Raw genomic sequence first — 17,581 nt, forward strand, 5'->3', positions numbered from 1 at the left:
CATAGACTATTCTAACGAAACATTCTGATAAAGTCTACACTTTGTCTTTAGTTCGAATTTTCTCTCTTATTATGACGCTTTTTTCTATTTTGTGTACTAAAACAGCTTGCAAAACAGTCAGAATACTTCGTTTTTTCTGTATTTTTTCGCATGTTGTTGATCTAAACGATAAATAAAAGCAAAAACCTCCGAAACCGCCTGATATAATTCTTCTGGAATAGACTCGTTTAAATCTAATTGACCAAGCAACTGCACAAGGTTAGGATCCTCATAAATCGGCACATTATGCTCATTTGCACGTGCCAAAATATTCTCGGCAATTTTCCCTTTTCCCTTTGCTACAACAGTCGGACTATCCATTTGTCCAAGTTTATAGGTAAGTGCAATTGCTTCTTTTCGAGTAAATTTTTCTTCGCTCATACGCGGATATCCACCCCACTCTGCTCCTCTCGCTGTTCTACTACAGTACTTCCTTTTTCTGTTTGCCCCTTGTCAAATTGTTTAATAAAAACACCTGATAGTTGATAATCCTTTTCTGCCAATCCCATTTTCAAGGCAGCCTTTAATGGCTCCGCAAGTGGCTGAATATCCGAATTTTCATTAAATATCGTTACTGTAACTACTCTATTTTGAACCTGCATATCAATTACCGTTTCTTGCATGGATGCCATCTGTAAATAAAATAATACGCGTGCATAATTGGCATCAATTTTGCCATCTTCCTTCATGCGACCATTCCACTGTAATGTTGCATCCATCTTTTTGCCGAAAAATTCAAGCGGGACTTGCATAATGAGCTGATGTTGATGGCCATTTTCTCCTGAAGATAGCTGCATACCATTCATACGCGTCATCAACATTTCTGCCGCTTCTCTCAATTGTGGTGTAATATTACTTTCCTGCAATAATGTGTGGAGCTGTGGCTTTAATTGATGGGTAATCATTTGTATATCTGCTGATTTGTTCCCCAATGTCGCCTCATAGCTAATCCCTAAATTTTTTAACACCGTTTTAAGAGCATGCTGCATCGCCTTACTATCCACCGAATTTTGTACAAGTGCATCAGCTTGTGTCACTATTTGTTGAATCATCGGTTGCGGTGATTCAACACTAGTTTTAACAAGGTTACGCATCAGTGCTTCATTTTGTAATGGAGTCGTCGCTTCTTGCCTTATAAGAGATAGCAAATGTTCCTTGCTAGACAATGCATTAGCATCCTGTGTAAATAAACGATCAGCAGTATTTTGAGCAAACGCTTTTATTAACTGCTCCTGCATTTGTTTAGCAAAAATTTCTAATGTTTGCTTCGATACTGGTAATTGATTAAAACGATCCATTAACTGATTGAGCTGTAGTTTTTGTTCATTTGTTAAGAAATTTTGGTTGGTTGTCCATGATTTCAACTGTTCAATTAGCTGACTTACATTTTCAGGCTTTGATGCAAGGATCGTTTGTACAACTTGGCCAGCCTGCTGCATTGGTTGTGCCGCTTTAGGGTCATTGATATTCGTCCAGTTTTGCCATGTTGCTTGTTGTGGCAGTATGCCTGCTTCCTTTAAAATTGTTAAGGCTTGCATTTTTTCACTCATCGCAGCAGCATCATTTGTTAAGCTCTGTATCGCTCTAGCTAAAATCAGACTGCCTGTTTCTATTTCAAAAGGTTTAGCAATCGCTTGTACCTGCTGCATCAAATTTTGCTTAAGCACTTCAGATAAAGTAGTATCCCTTGCTAAAAGCTGTGCAAAATTATCCATAGTCATCGCCATACCAGATGTTTTTTGTCCACTTAGTAAGGCTTGAAAAACATCATTCGTCATTGGCATTTTAAGCTCTATCATTTTTTGAATGACCTGTAGTGCATCCGCTTTTGAAATGCCCTCTGGTAATGCCTTTAGCCACATTTCTGCCTGCATTAATTGCTCTTTTGAAATAGGTAACTGTTCCTTCATAAAATGTCCTAGCAATTGCTGCATCTCTGCTGTTTTAGGCAAATTCATGGATTCTAGTAGCTGATTGATTTGTTGATTTGGAGAAGATGCTTGTGCCATTGGTCCTGTAGCCACTTTTAATTCGGTTTGTGGATTTGTTCCTGTTACCTGAAAGAAATGGGCATCACCCGTCTTTAACGGTACTTCAAGTTTCGCTATAAATTTTTGATTACCTACTTGTATTTCTGCCATTTGATCTGGATATAATTGCTTAATGGTACCGTGAAATACTTGTCCCTGCTTTAAAGCAAGTGGCTGATTTGCTGAAGTCATGGCATTTTGTTGTAGTTGAATCGGATTAAATGATGTGGCTGACATATACATACTCCTTTCATCAATTACTCCCTCGTGTCATTGTCCCATTCTGTAGCTTTATTGAATCATTGATTTTATCGGTTCAAATGATTTACGATGGTGAATTGTTGGTCCATATTCTTCCAATGCATTTAAATGTTGCTTTGTCCCATAGCCTGCATGTTGCCCAAAGCCATACATAGGAAATTCTTTGTCTAGTTGCTCCATATAATCGTCTCGGGCTGTTTTAGCTAGAATGGAGGCAGCTGCGATTGCTAAGCTCTTGGCATCCCCTTTGATAATTGAATCCTGAGGAATCGAAATGGGTAATGTCATAGCATCTACTAAAACTACATCAGGCTTTGTCGCCAATGATTCTACACTTACTTTCATAGATTGTTTGGTTGCCTCGTATATATTCAGTGCATCGATTTGCTGAGCGGATTGGAAATGAACAAAATAACTAATGGCATGCTCTTTAATTAACGTTGCAAAGGCGTTTCGTTTCTCCTTTGATAATTGCTTTGAATCATTCAGACCAACAAGGGCCTCACAATTTGTAGGTAAAATAACAGCTGCTGTCACAACAGGTCCCGCTAATGGTCCACGTCCTGCTTCATCTACACCCGCAACCAATGTATCGATACTCCCATAGCTTAAATCAAATGCTACTTTCGTTTGATGTTCTTGCAGTAATTGACGTTTTTTATCTTGTCGTTTTTGCCAAGTATGCCACGCCTTCTGTACACCTGTTCTTTCATCCGTTGCTATTTCTATCATCCAATCTTGCCATTCTTCTGCACCTTTCAATGCAGTGTTAATTTCTTTAATGGTTTTCATTTAAGTGCTCCTTCTTGCTTCTACTCAATAAAACTATATCATGTTCAGTTTTTTATGTAGTCTCTTTCATTTGAAAACTATTTTCCTCTCTATAGTCATTATCGGTAAGAAAATTCATTCCTAAAAGAAAAACTGTCACAAAAGAACATGTGACAGTTTCAATACTTATAATTGTTCAGCCTCTTTTTTTAGCTGTTCATCAACAAAATCAAAGGTCAGTTTGCCTAATTGTAAGCCGCGTATATCTCGAACAATCAGCTGTGCTACTTGATCATAATCAATTTCTCCGCCAGGTCCAAATACACGGCGTAGCTTGCCAATATGATCAAAAGTATCCACTAGCTCCTCATGGATAAATTCGAAACCATAACGTTCCTCCATACGCTTTGGATAATGATCGGATAAGAAACGCAAGCCATAGACAGCTAAATCTTCCATATTTGTGATGGTATCCTTAATCGCACCAGTTAAAGCTAATTTAAAGCCTACTTCTTGATCTTCAAATTTTGGCCATAAAATACCTGGTGTATCCAGTAGCTCTAGCTCTTTACCAACTTTAATCCATTGCTGTGCTTTTGTTACACCTGGTGTATTTCCGGTTTTAGCGATATTTTTTTTCGCCAAGCGATTAATCAGTGTGGATTTCCCTACGTTAGGTATTCCAACAATCATGGCACGAATAGCTCTAGGTTTCATACCTCGCGCCTTCATGCGATCAAATTTCTCTTTTAAAATTTCTTGCGCCGCTTTTGTTACTTGCTGTAAGCCCTTACCCTCAAGTGAGTTTATGGCTACGGCTTTATGACCACGTTGTGCAAAATATTCTACCCATTTACGTGTTTCTTGCTCATCTGCCATATCCGCTTTATTTAAAATTAAAAGACGTGGTTTTTGGTTAATCACTTCGTCGATCATCGGATTACGTGAGGATAGCGGTAAACGTGCATCTATTAATTCAAATATAATATCGACAAGCTTTAATTTTTCCGTTACTTCACGTCGGGCTTTCGCCATATGCCCTGGAAACCATTGTATTGTCATAGCTATACCTCCTAAACTAAAAGAAAAAGGGAGTGATTAAGCTCTCCCTTTCTTGCATTACTTTACAATTTTTATGTCACTAAATGGCCAGAAAATCAAACTTGTATTACCAATAATTTCCTTTTGTTCAACAAGGCCAATATGACGACTATCTTTACTATTTCGACGGTTATCCCCCATGACAAAAACATATCCTTCTGGAATAGTATCCACGGAAACATCAATATCTTTTAAGGTAAAGTCTTCTGTTAGGGTCCCCCCAGCAATTTGCGCTTTATATGCATCTAAATAGGGCTCATCTATTGGTTCACCATTAATATATAATTGATCGTCCTTATATTCCAGCGTATCTCCTGGCAGTCCTATTACACGCTTTATGTAATTTTTTTGTTCAGGTGCATGAAATACAACGATATCAAAACGCTTTGGTTCACCTATTTTATAACCAATCTTATTCACAATCATCCGGTCGCCATCTTCAAGGGTTGGCATCATGGACTCTCCATCAACTGCAATAGGTGTAAATAAAAAATATCGAATCACTGCAGCAATCGCAAATGCAATTAATAGTGCTTTTGTCCATTCCCATAATTCATTCTTTTCTTTCACTTGTTTTTCCATTGAGAATTGCCCCCTTGTCTAACACTATTTTAGATGATAGTGAATAAAGATGACAAGCAAAAAGAAAAGGGGCTTGAACACAAGCCCCTCACTTTTAAGTCATAATTATCGAATTTCTTTAATACGAGCAGCTTTACCACGTAGGTTACGTAGGTAGTAAAGTTTAGCACGACGTACTTTACCACGACGTACAACTTCTAAGTTAGCGATTTTTGGTGTGTGTACAGGGAATGTACGCTCAACACCTACACCGTAAGAAATTTTACGAACTGTGAAAGTTTCGCTAATACCGCCACCACGACGTTTAATTACTACACCTTCGAAAAGTTGGATACGTTCACGAGTACCCTCTACTACTTTCACGTGTACCTTAACAGTATCACCAGGACGGAAAGTTGGTAGATCAGTGCGAAGCTGAGCTTTTGTAATTTCTGTAATAATGTTTGACATTGTTTTCTCTCCTTAGACAGATGCTCTTGCACGCAATCTATGCCACAGCGGAACACCGTAATTCAGCACTTCACATAGAAGTACAGATTAGATGTTATCATAAATAGAGCAGGCAATCAAGCATCTTGATGATTGTTTTTTAGTTTTTCTAGATACAATTTTTGCTTGTCTGTTAATGGATAATGCTCCAATAAGTCAGGACGGCGCTCAAAAGTTCTTTTCAGCGATTGTTCCTCTCGCCATTGCTCGATTCTAGCGTGATTCCCCGATACTAAAACATCAGGTACCTTCATCCCACGAAACTCCGCAGGTCGTGTATAATGTGGATGCTCAAGTAGACCCGTTGAAAAAGAATCCTGGATATGCGAATTCTCTTGCCCTAAGACACCAGGCAACAATCGAACTACGCTATCAATAACAGTCATAGCGCCTAATTCCCCACCTGTTAACACGAAATCGCCAATGGAAATCTCGTCTGTCACGAGGTGCTGACGTATACGCTCATCATAGCCTTCATAATGACCACATAAGAACACTAACTCCGTTTCTTGTGCTAGCTCTTCTGCTTTTTTCTGGGTGAATCGTTCACCTTGAGGACACATTAAAATGATACGTGGTTGTTTGCCAGCAGTGATGGCCTCCACTGCACTAAACATAGGTTCAGGCTTTAAAACCATACCCGCACCACCACCATATGGATAGTCATCGACTTGCTTGTGTTTGTTCCCTGAAAATGTACGAATATCCGTGACCTCTAGCTTTACAGCACCTTTTTCTTGCGCTTTCTTTAAAATAGATGCACCAAAAACGCCTGAGAACATATCAGGGAACAGGCTTAATACATGAATGTTCATCATAATAAGCCTTCCATTACATGGATGATAATTTTTTTATCTACAACATCAATATCTTTTACGATATCTTCGATATAAGGGATATAATGCTCTTTCTTCGAGCCTTTAACTACCCATACATCGTTTGCTCCTGTTTGCAGGATATCTGCCACAACACCAATTGTTTCGCCCTCTTCAGAAATAACTGTGCAGCCTATTATTTCATGGAAAAAGAATTCATTTTCTGCAAGTAGATCATCTGTCATTTGATCTTTTGTTACTTTCAGCATGCCTTCTTTAAACGGCTCAACCAAGTTGATATTGTTCATGCCTTCAAAAGTTAAAAGAATAAAGTTTTTATGACGACGCACCGAACCAATCGTTACCCAGGTTGGCTTCTTATCGTCTTTTTTAAAGGCAGCAAGTTTATTTCCTACTGCAAAACGCTCTTCTTCAAAGTCTGTTGTCGATAATACACGTATCTCACCACGAATACCGTGTGTATTGACAATACGACCTACATTAAACCATTCCATTCAACTTTCACCTCGTAAAAAACTTCTCTCCATAAAGCATCCTGCTCACCCAATAAATAGCTACCGTTCGCTCATTTATCACCGCTTACAGATGCGCTTGGAAGAATGTCGTTTTAGCTAAGACTGATTTGTCTTGTCATTATTAATATAAGCAATACCCTTTAGCTGTAATCGTTATAACAGTTTTCTGTTCTGCTTAAACAGAAGTACTAGATACATGCTGCTGTTAAAACAAGATAAAAAAAGGAAGGAACCTACAAGCTCCCTCCTTCTTTGTCCAGATTTTACGTTTCATGCTAAAAGCCACTTTGAACTCCTAAGCGACATGTAAACACACCTATCAGGACTCATTTGTACTTGTTGCAAGAGCGTGAAAATCTTTTCTATTAATCCAATATATCGACATAGGTCTTCTTTTGATGGTGACTACCTGCCGCTGAATAAACAATTGTACGAATCGCTTTCGCTACTCGCCCTTGCTTGCCTATGACTTTCCCTCGATCCTCTGGATGAACAAAAAGTTTATAAACAATTCGATTTGCATTTTCATCCGTCTCAATACGAACTTCTTCTGGATAATCGACTAACGGTAAAACGATTGCTTCAATCAGCTGCTTCAAAGACGTCGCCCCCGATTATTTACTGAATTTTTGGTTATGGAATTTTTCCATGATACCTTGTTCTGAGAACAGGTTACGCACTGTATCTGATGGTTTTGCACCGTCAGCTAACCATTTAAGAGCTTTCTCTTCATCAATGTTTACAGTAGCTGGTTGAGTTAGTGGGTTGTAAGTACCAACTGTTTCGATTTGACGACCGTCACGTGGTGAACGAGCGTCTGCAACTACGATACGATAGAAAGGAGATTTTTTAGCTCCCATACGTTTTAAGCGAATTTTAACTGCCATTTTAATAGCACCTCCGAATAAGTTTCACACAAGATAGTATATTATCAATGTTTAGGTTGTTTGTAAAGTGTTTTTTCTTAACACCTAAAAATTATTATTTAAACAATGAATCAAAGCCTGGTAATTTCATTTTTTTCTTGCCTTTACCACTTGCCATTCCAGTCATTTGCTTCATCATTTTTTTCATTTCATCGAATTGCTTAATGAGACGATTCACCTCTTGAATAGATGTCCCAGAGCCTTTAGCAATACGCTTTTTACGGCTACCATTTATGATTTCTGGGTTGGTCTTTTCAGCAGGGGTCATCGAGTAAATAATGGCCTCTACACGCCCCATTTGTTTATCATCTACTTTTACATTATCCAAGCCTTTGATTTTGTTTGCACCTGGGAGCATTTTTAAAATTTCATCAAGTGGTCCCATTTTTTTGACTTGTTGTAATTGTTCAACGAAATCATCAAATGTAAAGGTTTGGGACTTGAATTTTTCTTCTAATTCTTTGGCTTTTGCTTCATCTACATTTGCTTGCGCCTTTTCGATCAGTGACAGAACATCTCCCATACCTAATATACGAGACGCCATACGCTCTGGATGGAAAGGCTCTAGCGCATCCATTTTCTCACCCATACCGACAAACTTAATCGGTTTCTGCGTTACAGAACGAATGGATAATGCAGCACCTCCACGAGTATCACCATCAAGTTTTGTTAAAACAACGCCTGTAATACCAATGGCCTCATTAAAGCTTTCTGCCACATTGACAGCATCCTGACCTGTCATAGCATCGACAACAAGGAATACCTCATCTGGCTCTTTTAATGCACGAATATCTTTTAATTCCTGCATTAAATCTTCATCGATATGAAGACGACCAGCCGTATCGATAATCACCACATCATGATGCTCTTCCTTTGCCAATTCGATTGCTTGACGAGCAATTTCTACTGGAGATACCTCGGTTCCTAAAGCAAAAACAGGTAATGATAACTGTTTACCTAATGTTTGTAGCTGTTGAACGGCTGCTGGGCGATAAACGTCTGCGGCAACTAGTAACGGCTTACGATTAAATTTTTTCCGTAAGACATTTGCCAGTTTTCCTGTAGTCGTCGTTTTACCCGCACCTTGTAAACCGACCATCATAATGACTGTTGGCGGCTTTGTATTAAACTTAATAGGGCTTTGTTCGCCACCCATTAATTCCGTTAATTCATCTTGTACGATTTTAATAACTTGCTGCCCTGGTGTTAAGCTTTGCATAACTTCAACACCGACAGCACGCTCACTTACCTTTTTCACAAACTCTTTGACTACTTTTAAGTTAACATCCGCTTCGATTAAAGCAAATCGGACTTCTCGCATCATTTCTTTAACGTCTTGCTCTGATACTTTCCCTTTGCCTTTAATCTTTTGGATCGTTCCTTGGAGTCGTTCCGCTAATCCTTCAAAAGCCATTGCTTTCGCCTCCTAATCCCATTCTTTCAGCTGTTCAATAAGTGCTAACTGCTGTTCATCTGTCATACTTTTCTCTGTAATCCCCATTGTAAGCTGTGACAGCATTTGGGTACGTTGTTGAAATTTTTCAAGTAAACATAATTTTTCTTCATATTCCTCAAGCATCGCTTCTGTTCGACGAATATTATCGTAAACAGCTTGGCGTGAAACTCCATACGATTCAGCGATTTCTCCTAGAGAGTTATCATCCAAATAGTATAGTTCCATATAACTTCTTTGCTTATCTGTTAATAATGCTTGATAAAAGTCGAAGAGAAAGTTCATGCGTGTTGTTTTTTCAAGTAGCATCGAATGTTTCTCCTCCCGCTATTAGTCATTTGTATCATAACGAAAAGCGCCCGTCTGTGTCAAGGTAATCTCCTTGTCTAAAAGCTTAAATGTCTGCTTGCAGGCATATTTTACGCCTTTAGCAAGTATTACTCTTTTAAACAAGTCAATTCACCTATACACAGTCGAGCGTTTTATAAAATTACTCAGCGATGTTCGCTGTTAATCTTCATTATTTTCTAATTCTTTATCCAAACCATCGGCAAATAAACCATAAACATATCGTTCAGCATCAAATGGCTGTAGATCATCCATTTTCTCACCAAGACCAACAAATTTCACAGGAATGTGCAGCTTATTGCGAATAGCAAGCACAATCCCGCCCTTAGCTGTACCGTCTAGCTTCGTTAAGACAATACCTGTTACATTCGTTGCTTCTTTAAATGTTTGTGCTTGCACAAGTGCATTTTGGCCTGTTGTGGCATCTAATGCTAATAATACTTCATGTGGCGCATTTGGAATTTCACGTGAAATGACACGATGTACCTTTTCAAGTTCATTCATTAAGTTCACTTTGTTTTGCAAGCGACCAGCTGTATCGCAAATTAATACATCGGCTTTTCTATTTTTGGCTGCACGAATCGCATCATACATGACTGCCGCTGGATCAGAGCCCTCAGATTGTTTGATAACTTCACAACCGACACGATCTCCCCATACTTGTAATTGATCTATCGCACCAGCACGGAACGTATCACCAGCAGCTAAAACAACGGTTTTCCCTTGTGTTTTTAAGCGATGCGCTAGTTTGCCGATCGTTGTCGTTTTTCCAACGCCATTTACTCCGACAAATAGAATAACTGTCAGCTCACCATCTGGCTGCATATTTAGATCAATTAAATCTTCTTCACCTTGCTCATAAATTTCTACAAGCTTCTCAGAAATCACGGCTTGGATACCGTTCGTATCTTTTATATTTTTACGTTGTACTTCGAAACGCAGTTTATCCATTAGCTCCATAACTGTTTCAAATCCGACATCAGCTTGTAATAATAAATCCTCTAATTCTTCAAAGAAATCCTCATCCACTTTACGATAACGCGCAACAAGGTCGTTCACTTTAGAAGTAAAGGAATTACGTGTTTTTTCAAGACCAGCCTTGAATTTTTGTGTAATCGACCAAGCAGAAGGCTTTTTCTCCTCTACTGGTGTATCCTCAATAACTGCTAGCTCTTGTACTTCCAGATCTTGTACTTCTGGCTGTATTTCTGGTTGTTCTTTTTCTATTTCAGTTGAAGGTTCTACTGCTGCTTCTTTCACAATTTCCATCTCTGGAGATTCTTCTATTTGCTCAACCACTTCTACATCAACAGTCTCAATAGCAGCCGTTTCGTTTGCTTCATCTAGATCTAGCTCTTGAAGATCAGCATCCTGCTCATTGTCAAGCGCCTCTAGTTTTTCTTCCTCGGCTGGATTTCCCATTAATTTATCTTTTAAACGCTTAAAAAAACTCATGCTTGTTCGCTCCTTTGCTCCGCAAGTACGGGTTCATCTTCTAATTTTACTGATACGAGTTTTGATACACCCGATTCTTGCATTGTTATACCATACAAGACATCAGCTCCCTCCATCGTCCCTTTACGATGTGTAATAACAATGAATTGTGTGTCACGGCTAAATCTTTTTAGATACTGGCTATAGCGCACAACATTAGCCTCATCCAAAGCCGCCTCTACTTCGTCGAGAATACAGAATGGTACAGGTCGTATATTTAGGATAGAGAATAATAAGGCAATTGCTGTCAGTGCTCGCTCACCACCAGAAAGCAAACTTAAATTTTGTAGTTTTTTCCCTGGAGGTTGTGCCACTATTTCAATGCCTGTTTCTAGTAAATTTTGCGGATCAATTAACACTAAATCCGCTTGCCCACCGCCAAACAATTCACGGAAAACAAGTTTAAATTGTTCTCGTATTGCATAGAACGTTTCACTAAAGCGCAATGTCATTTCTTCATCCATTTCTTTAATGGCTTCATGCAATGTTTCCTGTGCAGCAAGTAAATCCTCTCGTTGTTCAGTTAAGAATGTATGACGTTCAAGTACTCGTTCATATTCCTCAATCGCCCCTAAATTAACAGGACCAAGCTCTTCAATGGATTTTTTCAACAGTTTCACACGGCGTCGTACGAACTCTTCGTCTTCTATCGAAAGAGCTTCTTCCTCTGCCTCTTCAAATGTTAACTGATAGTTTTCTTCGAGTTGTTCTTTGAAATTATCCATTTCAAATTCTAAACGGCTTTGTTTCAACTCATTTGCACGTATTGCTTCAAGGTATCCTTTATGTATACGTTGCATTTCTTTCAGTTGTTCTTCTAATGTTGTGAGTTCTTGTTGTTGCCCTACCTTCTCCTCTTTCTTTCGAGAAATAGTCTCTTGTAAGGCATCTCTTCTCGCTTTCCATGTGATTACCTGCTCCTCAACCTCTTCATCACTTAAATGATTTGTCGATTCATCGGATTGAAGCCATAATATTTCCTGAGAAATATTTTCAACTTTTTGTTGAGCTTTGTTCAATTGTAGTGCTAGCTCAGCAGTGGAAATTTGAACTTGCGACATTTGTTCTTGCATTACTGCTAATTGTGAACGTTTTTCCGCTAGTTGCTCTCGTAATACGTCCTTCTCTGTCTCACCTTGTAGCTTTACCTTACTTAATTGCTCGACAGTATCATTGATTTCGACAAGCTCATCGGCGAGTGCGTTTAATCGCTCCATTGCCTCTTGCTTTTGTGATAACAATGCTTCCTCACGTGTTTTTACATCTTGAGTTTCAGTTGAAGTAAAAGATACTCGGGCTGATAAGCTTTTTTCAACAACCTCTAACTCGCGGATACGACCAGCCTGTTGCATCTCATCTTTTCGTAATTGCTCTCCTTCAAGCTTTAACTGTTCTACTTGATCTCGAAGTGTTGCAAGCTTGTCTTTTTCGGTTGCTACAGCCTGTTCAGCACTATAAATGGAATCCTGTAATGACTCTAGCTTGAGGATTAAATCATCTAATTCGGCTTTTCTTGTAAAGAGTGAGGATTGCTGTTTCATAGCACCACCCGTTAAAGAACCCCCTGCATTGACAATATCTCCATCAAGTGTGACCACTCGGTATCGGAAACCACATAATCGAGCTATTTGACTGGCCCCTTCCAGATTTGCTGCCACAATGACATGCCCTAAAAGATTTTCAACAATTGTACGATTATCTTCATTAAATGTCACAAGCGCATCTGCTATTTGAATAAAAGCTGGATGCTCTATCGCTAATTGGATCGTAGCTGGATTAATTTTACGTGACTTCATCACGGTTTTTGGTAAAAAAGTAGCTCGTCCAGCTCGTTTTTGCTTTAACCAATGAATGGCTTGCTGTGCATGTCGTTCATTCGTTGTGACAATATGCTGAGAGGCTGCACCTAAAGCTGTTTCTATCGCTTGAGAGTATTTCCCCTCAACTTGTAGTAATTCAGCGACAGCCCCCTCAATTCCTTGTAATTCACCTTTATCACGAGCAAGCAAAACTTCTTTAACTCCTTGGAAAAATCCTGAAAAATCGGCTTCCAATTCAGCTAATGTATCTTTTCTCGCCTTTAATTGCTGCTGATGCTGATAAGCTTTATACAGCATATCCTGTTTCTCAGCAAAGGAAGAATTTGTATTTTTTAACTGAACTTGCAGCGACTCATATTGTTCAAGCTTAGCTTGCAAATCATTTGTTGTGGAAGTGTGTTCAGCGACTAGCTTTTCTTTCTCAGCAACAATTTGCGTAAGCTCTTGTCCAATTTCATCAGTTTGATTGGACATTCTTGCTGCCATAGCCTTTTGTTGCGCTAATTGCTGATCGATATTTTTCAATTCATTCTTAATAGTTGCTTCTTCATTCAATGAATCAATATATCGATTTTTTTGTTCTTCAATTTCTTGTTCAATTTCCGTAACAGAACGATTTAATGACTGTTCTAACTGTTTAATGCTCTGCTTGAGTATGGAGAGTGCTTGCTGTTTCTCTGAAAATGCTTCTTTTTTCTCCTGTTCTTGTACAAGCAGTACGTCTACTTCTTCTTTTGCTTCTTGTAATGTCGCATTCAGCTGCAGTAGTTGATTGGAAGCATTTTGTCGTTTTTCAGCCATTAGTGCTTTACGACCATCCCAACGCTCTACCTCCATTGTGGCATTGACAAGATCAGCCTGTGAAACATCCAAATAATCATCAAGTTCTTTTAATAACTTGCGAATATTGGTTGTTTGTATATCGATTGTTGCAATATTTTGAGCTTGTTGTTGCTCAGTTGCAGACAGCTCGGTAAATTCAGCTTTTAGTGCATGCAAAGATTGTGCACAATTTTTAAAATCATGCACAAGAATGGCAATATCAAAATCTTTTAGCTCGGTAGACATTTGGACATAGTCTCTCGCACTAGAAGCCTGCATTTCAAGCGGCTCTAATCGGTTGTCTAATTCATGGAGTATATCTAATACACGATACAAATTCTCATCTGTCTCTACAAGCTTATGCTCTGCTTTTTTCTTTCTTATTTTATACTTTAAAACGCCAGCTGCCTCTTCAAAAATCGAACGACGGTCGTCAGGGCGGCTATTTAAGATTTCATCAACACGGCCTTGAGAAATAATTGAAAATGCCTCTTTCCCAAGCCCTGAATCCATAAACAAGTCCGTAATATCCTTCAGGCGACACTGTTGGTTATTTAATAAATATTCACTATCACCTGAACGGTATACGCGTCTTGTTACGCTGACTTCTGTATAAGAAAAAGCAAGTTGCTCGTCAGTATTGTCTAATATAAGTGTTACCTCTGCAAAGTTGAGTGGCTTACGAGAGTCACTGCCAGCAAAAATAACATCTTCCATCTTTGCTCCACGTAACGACTTTGCCGATTGCTCCCCAAGTACCCAACGAATCGCATCTGTGACATTACTTTTTCCACTGCCATTTGGTCCAACAACCGCTGTAACACCGGGTACAAAATCAATTCCAATGCGCTCCGCAAAGGATTTAAAGCCAATCACTTCTAGTCGTTTTAGGAACATCTATTAAGCCTCCTCTTTTGCAGCTTCTTCACGCATCATTCGCATTGCACATTGTGCAGCTTGCTGCTCGGCTTCTTTTTTTGATTTTCCACGACCAATACCAAGCTCTTGCCCGTTCAATAATACGCTTGATACAAAGGTACGGTTATGTGCTGGGCCTTTTTCATCGATTATTTCGTAATGAAGAAGTCCATTATTGGTTTGTTGTACCATTTCTTGCAATTGACTTTTAAAATCCATCACATGCGAAAAAGCACCTACTTCTACTTTTGGGAACACGATACGCTCTAAAAACGACACGACCGTTTGTAATTCTTGATCTAGATAGAGTGCACCTACAAATGATTCAAACACATCTGCAAGTAGCGCTGGGCGTTCCCGACCACCTGTTAATTCCTCACCTTTTCCAAGTAACACGAAGCGTCCAAAGCCTAATTCATTCGCAAAAATAACTAGTGATGGCTCACAAACGATAGAAGCTCTTAACTTTGTTAACTCACCCTCGCTCATATTTGGGTATTTCTCAAAAAGATATTTAGAAACAGATAGTTCAAGTACTGCGTCTCCTAAAAATTCAAGACGCTCATTATCCGTAAATAGCTTACGGCGATGCTCATTCACATAAGATGAATGCGTGAATGCTTGATACAATAAATTTTTATTAATAAAAGTGATATTTAATTCATGCTGTAACAGCTCGAATTGGTTGCGTACTTTTTCAGGAAGTACGCCAGATTTCTGCATAGTTCCTTTTCTTTTCATAGCCATTGAACAAATCTGCCTTCCTAATAGTTTCTACCGTTTTAGTGTACCTTTTTCAAGGCGTTTATGCAAAAGTATTTCGGCTTAAACACAATGTTTTGGAAATTTTTTCGAAAATTTATCTTATTCATAGAAAATGATCTCCTCTAAAATGAAAGTTGAATGCTTGTGGGATGATTTTTGGTTAACTCCAGTCGTCAGCTCAAAAAAATTTTAGACATTATGCCCCCGATTTTTAACATGAAAAAGGGACGTCAATAGATCGAAAATCGATCTATTTCGTCCCCTTTGAATACATCTTTGTTCATTGAAGCTGCTTCTTCTATCAAGTCAAAGCAGACAAACTATTTCTACTTTATTCATGCTATCATAAATACCATTGTGTATTATGATGACCATCACATCTATAAAGGTGATCCATTTTCGCTAAATAAAGTTTTAACGAAATTAGTTTAATTTACTTTCGATGTATGAAATTGCAGAACCTACTGTTGAGATTTTTTCAGCATCTTCATCAGAAATTTCCATATCAAACTCGTCTTCAAGTTCCATTACAAGTTCAACTACGTCTAATGAGTCAGCACCTAAATCATCACGGAAAGAAGCTTCAAGTGTTACTTCGCTTTCTTCAACACCTAAACGGTCCACGATTACTTTTGTTACACGTTCTAATACTGTAGACAAATGATTCACCTCCCCTCAAATGATTATACAAAAAATCAGCGTATATGCCTAATCGAAATTACATTACCATACCACCATCTATATGAAGCGTTTGCCCTGTCATATAGTTAGCATCATCGGAAGCAAGGAAAGCTACTGCCTTGGCAATATCCTCTGGCTGTCCAAGTTTCGCAAGAGGGATCTGCGTAAGCATACCTTTTTTAATATCTTCTGGTAGTTGCTCTGTCATTTCTGTTTCAATAAAGCCTGGCGCAATCGCATTAACTAAAATATTGCGTGAAGCTAATTCTTTTGCCGTCGTTTTTGTGAGTCCAATAACACCTGCTTTAGCCGCAACATAGTTTGCTTGACCAGCATTACCCGCTACACCAACGATGGAAGAAATATTAATAATACGACCTGCACGTTGCTTCATCATTTGACGTGTTACCGCCTTTGTACAAAGGAAAACCCCTTTAAGATTCGTATTTAATACATCGTCCCATTCGTCTTCCTTCATACGCATTAACAGGTTATCTCTAGTAATACCTGCATTATTCACTAAAATATCAAGAGAACCAAATGTTTTCACAGCGGCATCCATTAATGCGGTTACTTCTTCCGTCTGTGAAACGCTAGCTTGCACCGCAATGGCTTCCCCACCGTTTGCTTGAATCATCTCAACGACTTCTTCCGCTTTTGCCTGTGAGCCACTATAGTTTACTACAACCTTAGCACCTTCCTCAGCAAGCTTTACAGCAATAGCACGTCCAATCCCTCTTGAAGCTCCTGTTACAACAGCTACTTTACCTTCTAATTTACGCATTGATTGACCACTCCTTCGACGCTTCTAAAACCGCTTCTAATGATGCTTCATCATAGACACAATAAGCAGCAACTGAACGATCAATTTTTTTCAAGAGACCGCTTAATACTTTGCCAGGTCCACATTCGATAAAGACATCGACACCTTGTGCAATCATTTCACGCATAGATGCTTCCCATTGCACTGCACTATATACCTGTTCAACTAGCTCCTGCTGAATCGCTGGTACATCCTTTAATTCCTTCGCCATTACATTGCCGATAACAGGGATTTCAGGTGCAGATAAAGTAATCTCTGCTAATGCTGCTTGCAGTTTTTCTGAGGATGGTCGCATCAATTCAGAATGAAATGGACCGCTCACAACTAAAGGTATTGCGCGCTTTGCCCCTGCTTCTTTTGCAGCAATAATCGCTTTATCTACACCTTCTTTAGTGCCTGAGATAACAATTTGTCCTGGACAATTCACATTGGCTACCTGCACAGAATCACCCGCTGCTGAAACCAGCTCTGTAACTGCGTTCAATGCCTCTAATTCCATCCCTAGAATCGCTGCCATCGCTCCTTGTCCTGCTGGTACAGCTTCATTCATATAAAGACCACGTTTATGCACGATAGACACGGCATCATCAAATGACATTACGCCTGCTAAAACCAATGCACCATATTCTCCAAGCGAATGACCCGCAGCATAGTGTGGCTGAATTCCTGCTGCACGCAGCTTTTCAGCTACCATTACACCCGTAGTAAGAAGTGCTGGCTGAGCGTGGTATGTCAGTGTTAACTCCTCAGCTGGACCTTCTAACATTAACTTAGATAATTCAAATTGAAGAGCTTGATCTGCACGATCATAAAATGCTTTACTGTCTGCTGCATTTTCAACAAACTCTTGACCCATCCCTACTACTTGCGAACCTTGTCCTGGAAAAATAAATGCTATTTTCGTCAT

General features: G+C 39.1%; 18 protein-coding genes. All 18 read right to left on the reverse strand.

What is annotated here, in order from left to right:
* Positions 1-117: 117 nt before the first annotated feature.
* Complete coding sequence (locus tag MHI34_RS01960; RefSeq protein WP_058843501.1) at positions 118-420, reverse strand: EscU/YscU/HrcU family type III secretion system export apparatus switch protein; 303 nt, start codon at positions 418-420, stop codon at positions 118-120.
* Positions 417-2,306: a hypothetical protein gene (locus MHI34_RS01965; RefSeq protein WP_330493452.1), complete on the reverse strand. Its 1,890-nt coding sequence runs from the start codon at positions 2,304-2,306 to the stop codon at positions 417-419. The genes MHI34_RS01960 and MHI34_RS01965 overlap by 4 nt, the downstream gene beginning before the upstream one ends.
* Positions 2,307-2,360: 54 nt before the next feature.
* Positions 2,361-3,122: a ribonuclease HII gene (locus tag MHI34_RS01970; protein ID WP_342504063.1), complete on the reverse strand. Its 762-nt coding sequence runs from the start codon at positions 3,120-3,122 to the stop codon at positions 2,361-2,363.
* Positions 3,123-3,287: 165 nt separating this feature from the next.
* Entirely contained in the window at positions 3,288-4,163 is an 876-nt protein-coding gene (gene ylqF / locus MHI34_RS01975) for a ribosome biogenesis GTPase YlqF (RefSeq protein ID WP_036124777.1), read from the reverse strand.
* A gap of 57 nt (positions 4,164-4,220) precedes the next feature.
* A complete protein-coding gene (gene lepB, locus MHI34_RS01980) occupies positions 4,221-4,784 on the reverse strand; it encodes a signal peptidase I (protein WP_036124779.1) in 564 nt (187 codons plus the stop codon).
* Positions 4,785-4,889: 105 nt separating this feature from the next.
* The gene (gene rplS / locus MHI34_RS01985; RefSeq protein WP_036124783.1) at positions 4,890-5,234 is read right to left on the reverse strand and encodes a 50S ribosomal protein L19; all 345 of its coding nucleotides are present in this window, start codon (positions 5,232-5,234) and stop codon (positions 4,890-4,892) included.
* 116 nt (positions 5,235-5,350) lie between these two features.
* On the reverse strand, positions 5,351-6,088 hold the full coding sequence (trmD, locus tag MHI34_RS01990) for a tRNA (guanosine(37)-N1)-methyltransferase TrmD (protein WP_036124836.1): 738 nt from the start codon (positions 6,086-6,088) through the stop codon (positions 5,351-5,353).
* Positions 6,088-6,603: a ribosome maturation factor RimM gene (gene rimM / locus MHI34_RS01995; protein WP_036124784.1), complete on the reverse strand. Its 516-nt coding sequence runs from the start codon at positions 6,601-6,603 to the stop codon at positions 6,088-6,090. Before rimM ends, trmD begins: the two co-directional genes overlap by 1 nt.
* A 386-nt stretch (positions 6,604-6,989) precedes the next feature.
* The gene (locus MHI34_RS02000) at positions 6,990-7,223 is read right to left on the reverse strand and encodes a KH domain-containing protein (protein WP_004269410.1); all 234 of its coding nucleotides are present in this window, start codon (positions 7,221-7,223) and stop codon (positions 6,990-6,992) included.
* 15 nt (positions 7,224-7,238) lie between these two features.
* Entirely contained in the window at positions 7,239-7,511 is a 273-nt protein-coding gene (gene rpsP / locus MHI34_RS02005; protein ID WP_004269411.1) for a 30S ribosomal protein S16, read from the reverse strand.
* Positions 7,512-7,605: 94 nt separating this feature from the next.
* Positions 7,606-8,964: a signal recognition particle protein gene (gene ffh / locus MHI34_RS02010; RefSeq protein WP_036124787.1), complete on the reverse strand. Its 1,359-nt coding sequence runs from the start codon at positions 8,962-8,964 to the stop codon at positions 7,606-7,608.
* Between the two features lie 12 nt (positions 8,965-8,976).
* Positions 8,977-9,312, reverse strand: a complete 336-nt coding sequence (locus tag MHI34_RS02015; protein WP_036124788.1) for a putative DNA-binding protein — start codon at positions 9,310-9,312, stop codon at positions 8,977-8,979.
* A 201-nt stretch (positions 9,313-9,513) separates the two neighbouring features.
* Positions 9,514-10,806: a signal recognition particle-docking protein FtsY gene (gene ftsY / locus MHI34_RS02020; protein WP_036124791.1), complete on the reverse strand. Its 1,293-nt coding sequence runs from the start codon at positions 10,804-10,806 to the stop codon at positions 9,514-9,516.
* Positions 10,803-14,384, reverse strand: coding sequence for a chromosome segregation protein SMC (smc, locus tag MHI34_RS02025; RefSeq protein ID WP_058843498.1), 3,582 nt, complete (start codon positions 14,382-14,384; stop codon positions 10,803-10,805). Before smc ends, ftsY begins: the two co-directional genes overlap by 4 nt.
* A gap of 3 nt (positions 14,385-14,387) precedes the next feature.
* Positions 14,388-15,152 (reverse strand): ribonuclease III, encoded by a 765-nt coding sequence (rnc, locus tag MHI34_RS02030; protein ID WP_036124796.1) that lies wholly within the window; start codon positions 15,150-15,152, stop codon positions 14,388-14,390.
* 441 nt (positions 15,153-15,593) lie between these two features.
* Positions 15,594-15,830 carry an acyl carrier protein gene (acpP, locus tag MHI34_RS02035; RefSeq protein ID WP_036124798.1) on the reverse strand — a complete coding sequence of 79 codons (237 nt, stop codon included), beginning with the start codon at positions 15,828-15,830 and terminating at the stop codon, positions 15,594-15,596.
* 58 nt (positions 15,831-15,888) lie between these two features.
* A complete protein-coding gene (fabG, locus tag MHI34_RS02040) occupies positions 15,889-16,635 on the reverse strand; it encodes a 3-oxoacyl-[acyl-carrier-protein] reductase (protein WP_058843497.1) in 747 nt (248 codons plus the stop codon).
* Entirely contained in the window at positions 16,628-17,581 is a 954-nt protein-coding gene (gene fabD / locus MHI34_RS02045) for an ACP S-malonyltransferase (RefSeq protein WP_058843496.1), read from the reverse strand. The genes fabG and fabD overlap by 8 nt, the downstream gene beginning before the upstream one ends.

This window comes from Lysinibacillus sp. FSL L8-0126, from assembly GCF_038630385.1.
Lineage (GTDB): Bacteria > Bacillota > Bacilli > Bacillales_A > Planococcaceae > Lysinibacillus > Lysinibacillus fusiformis_D.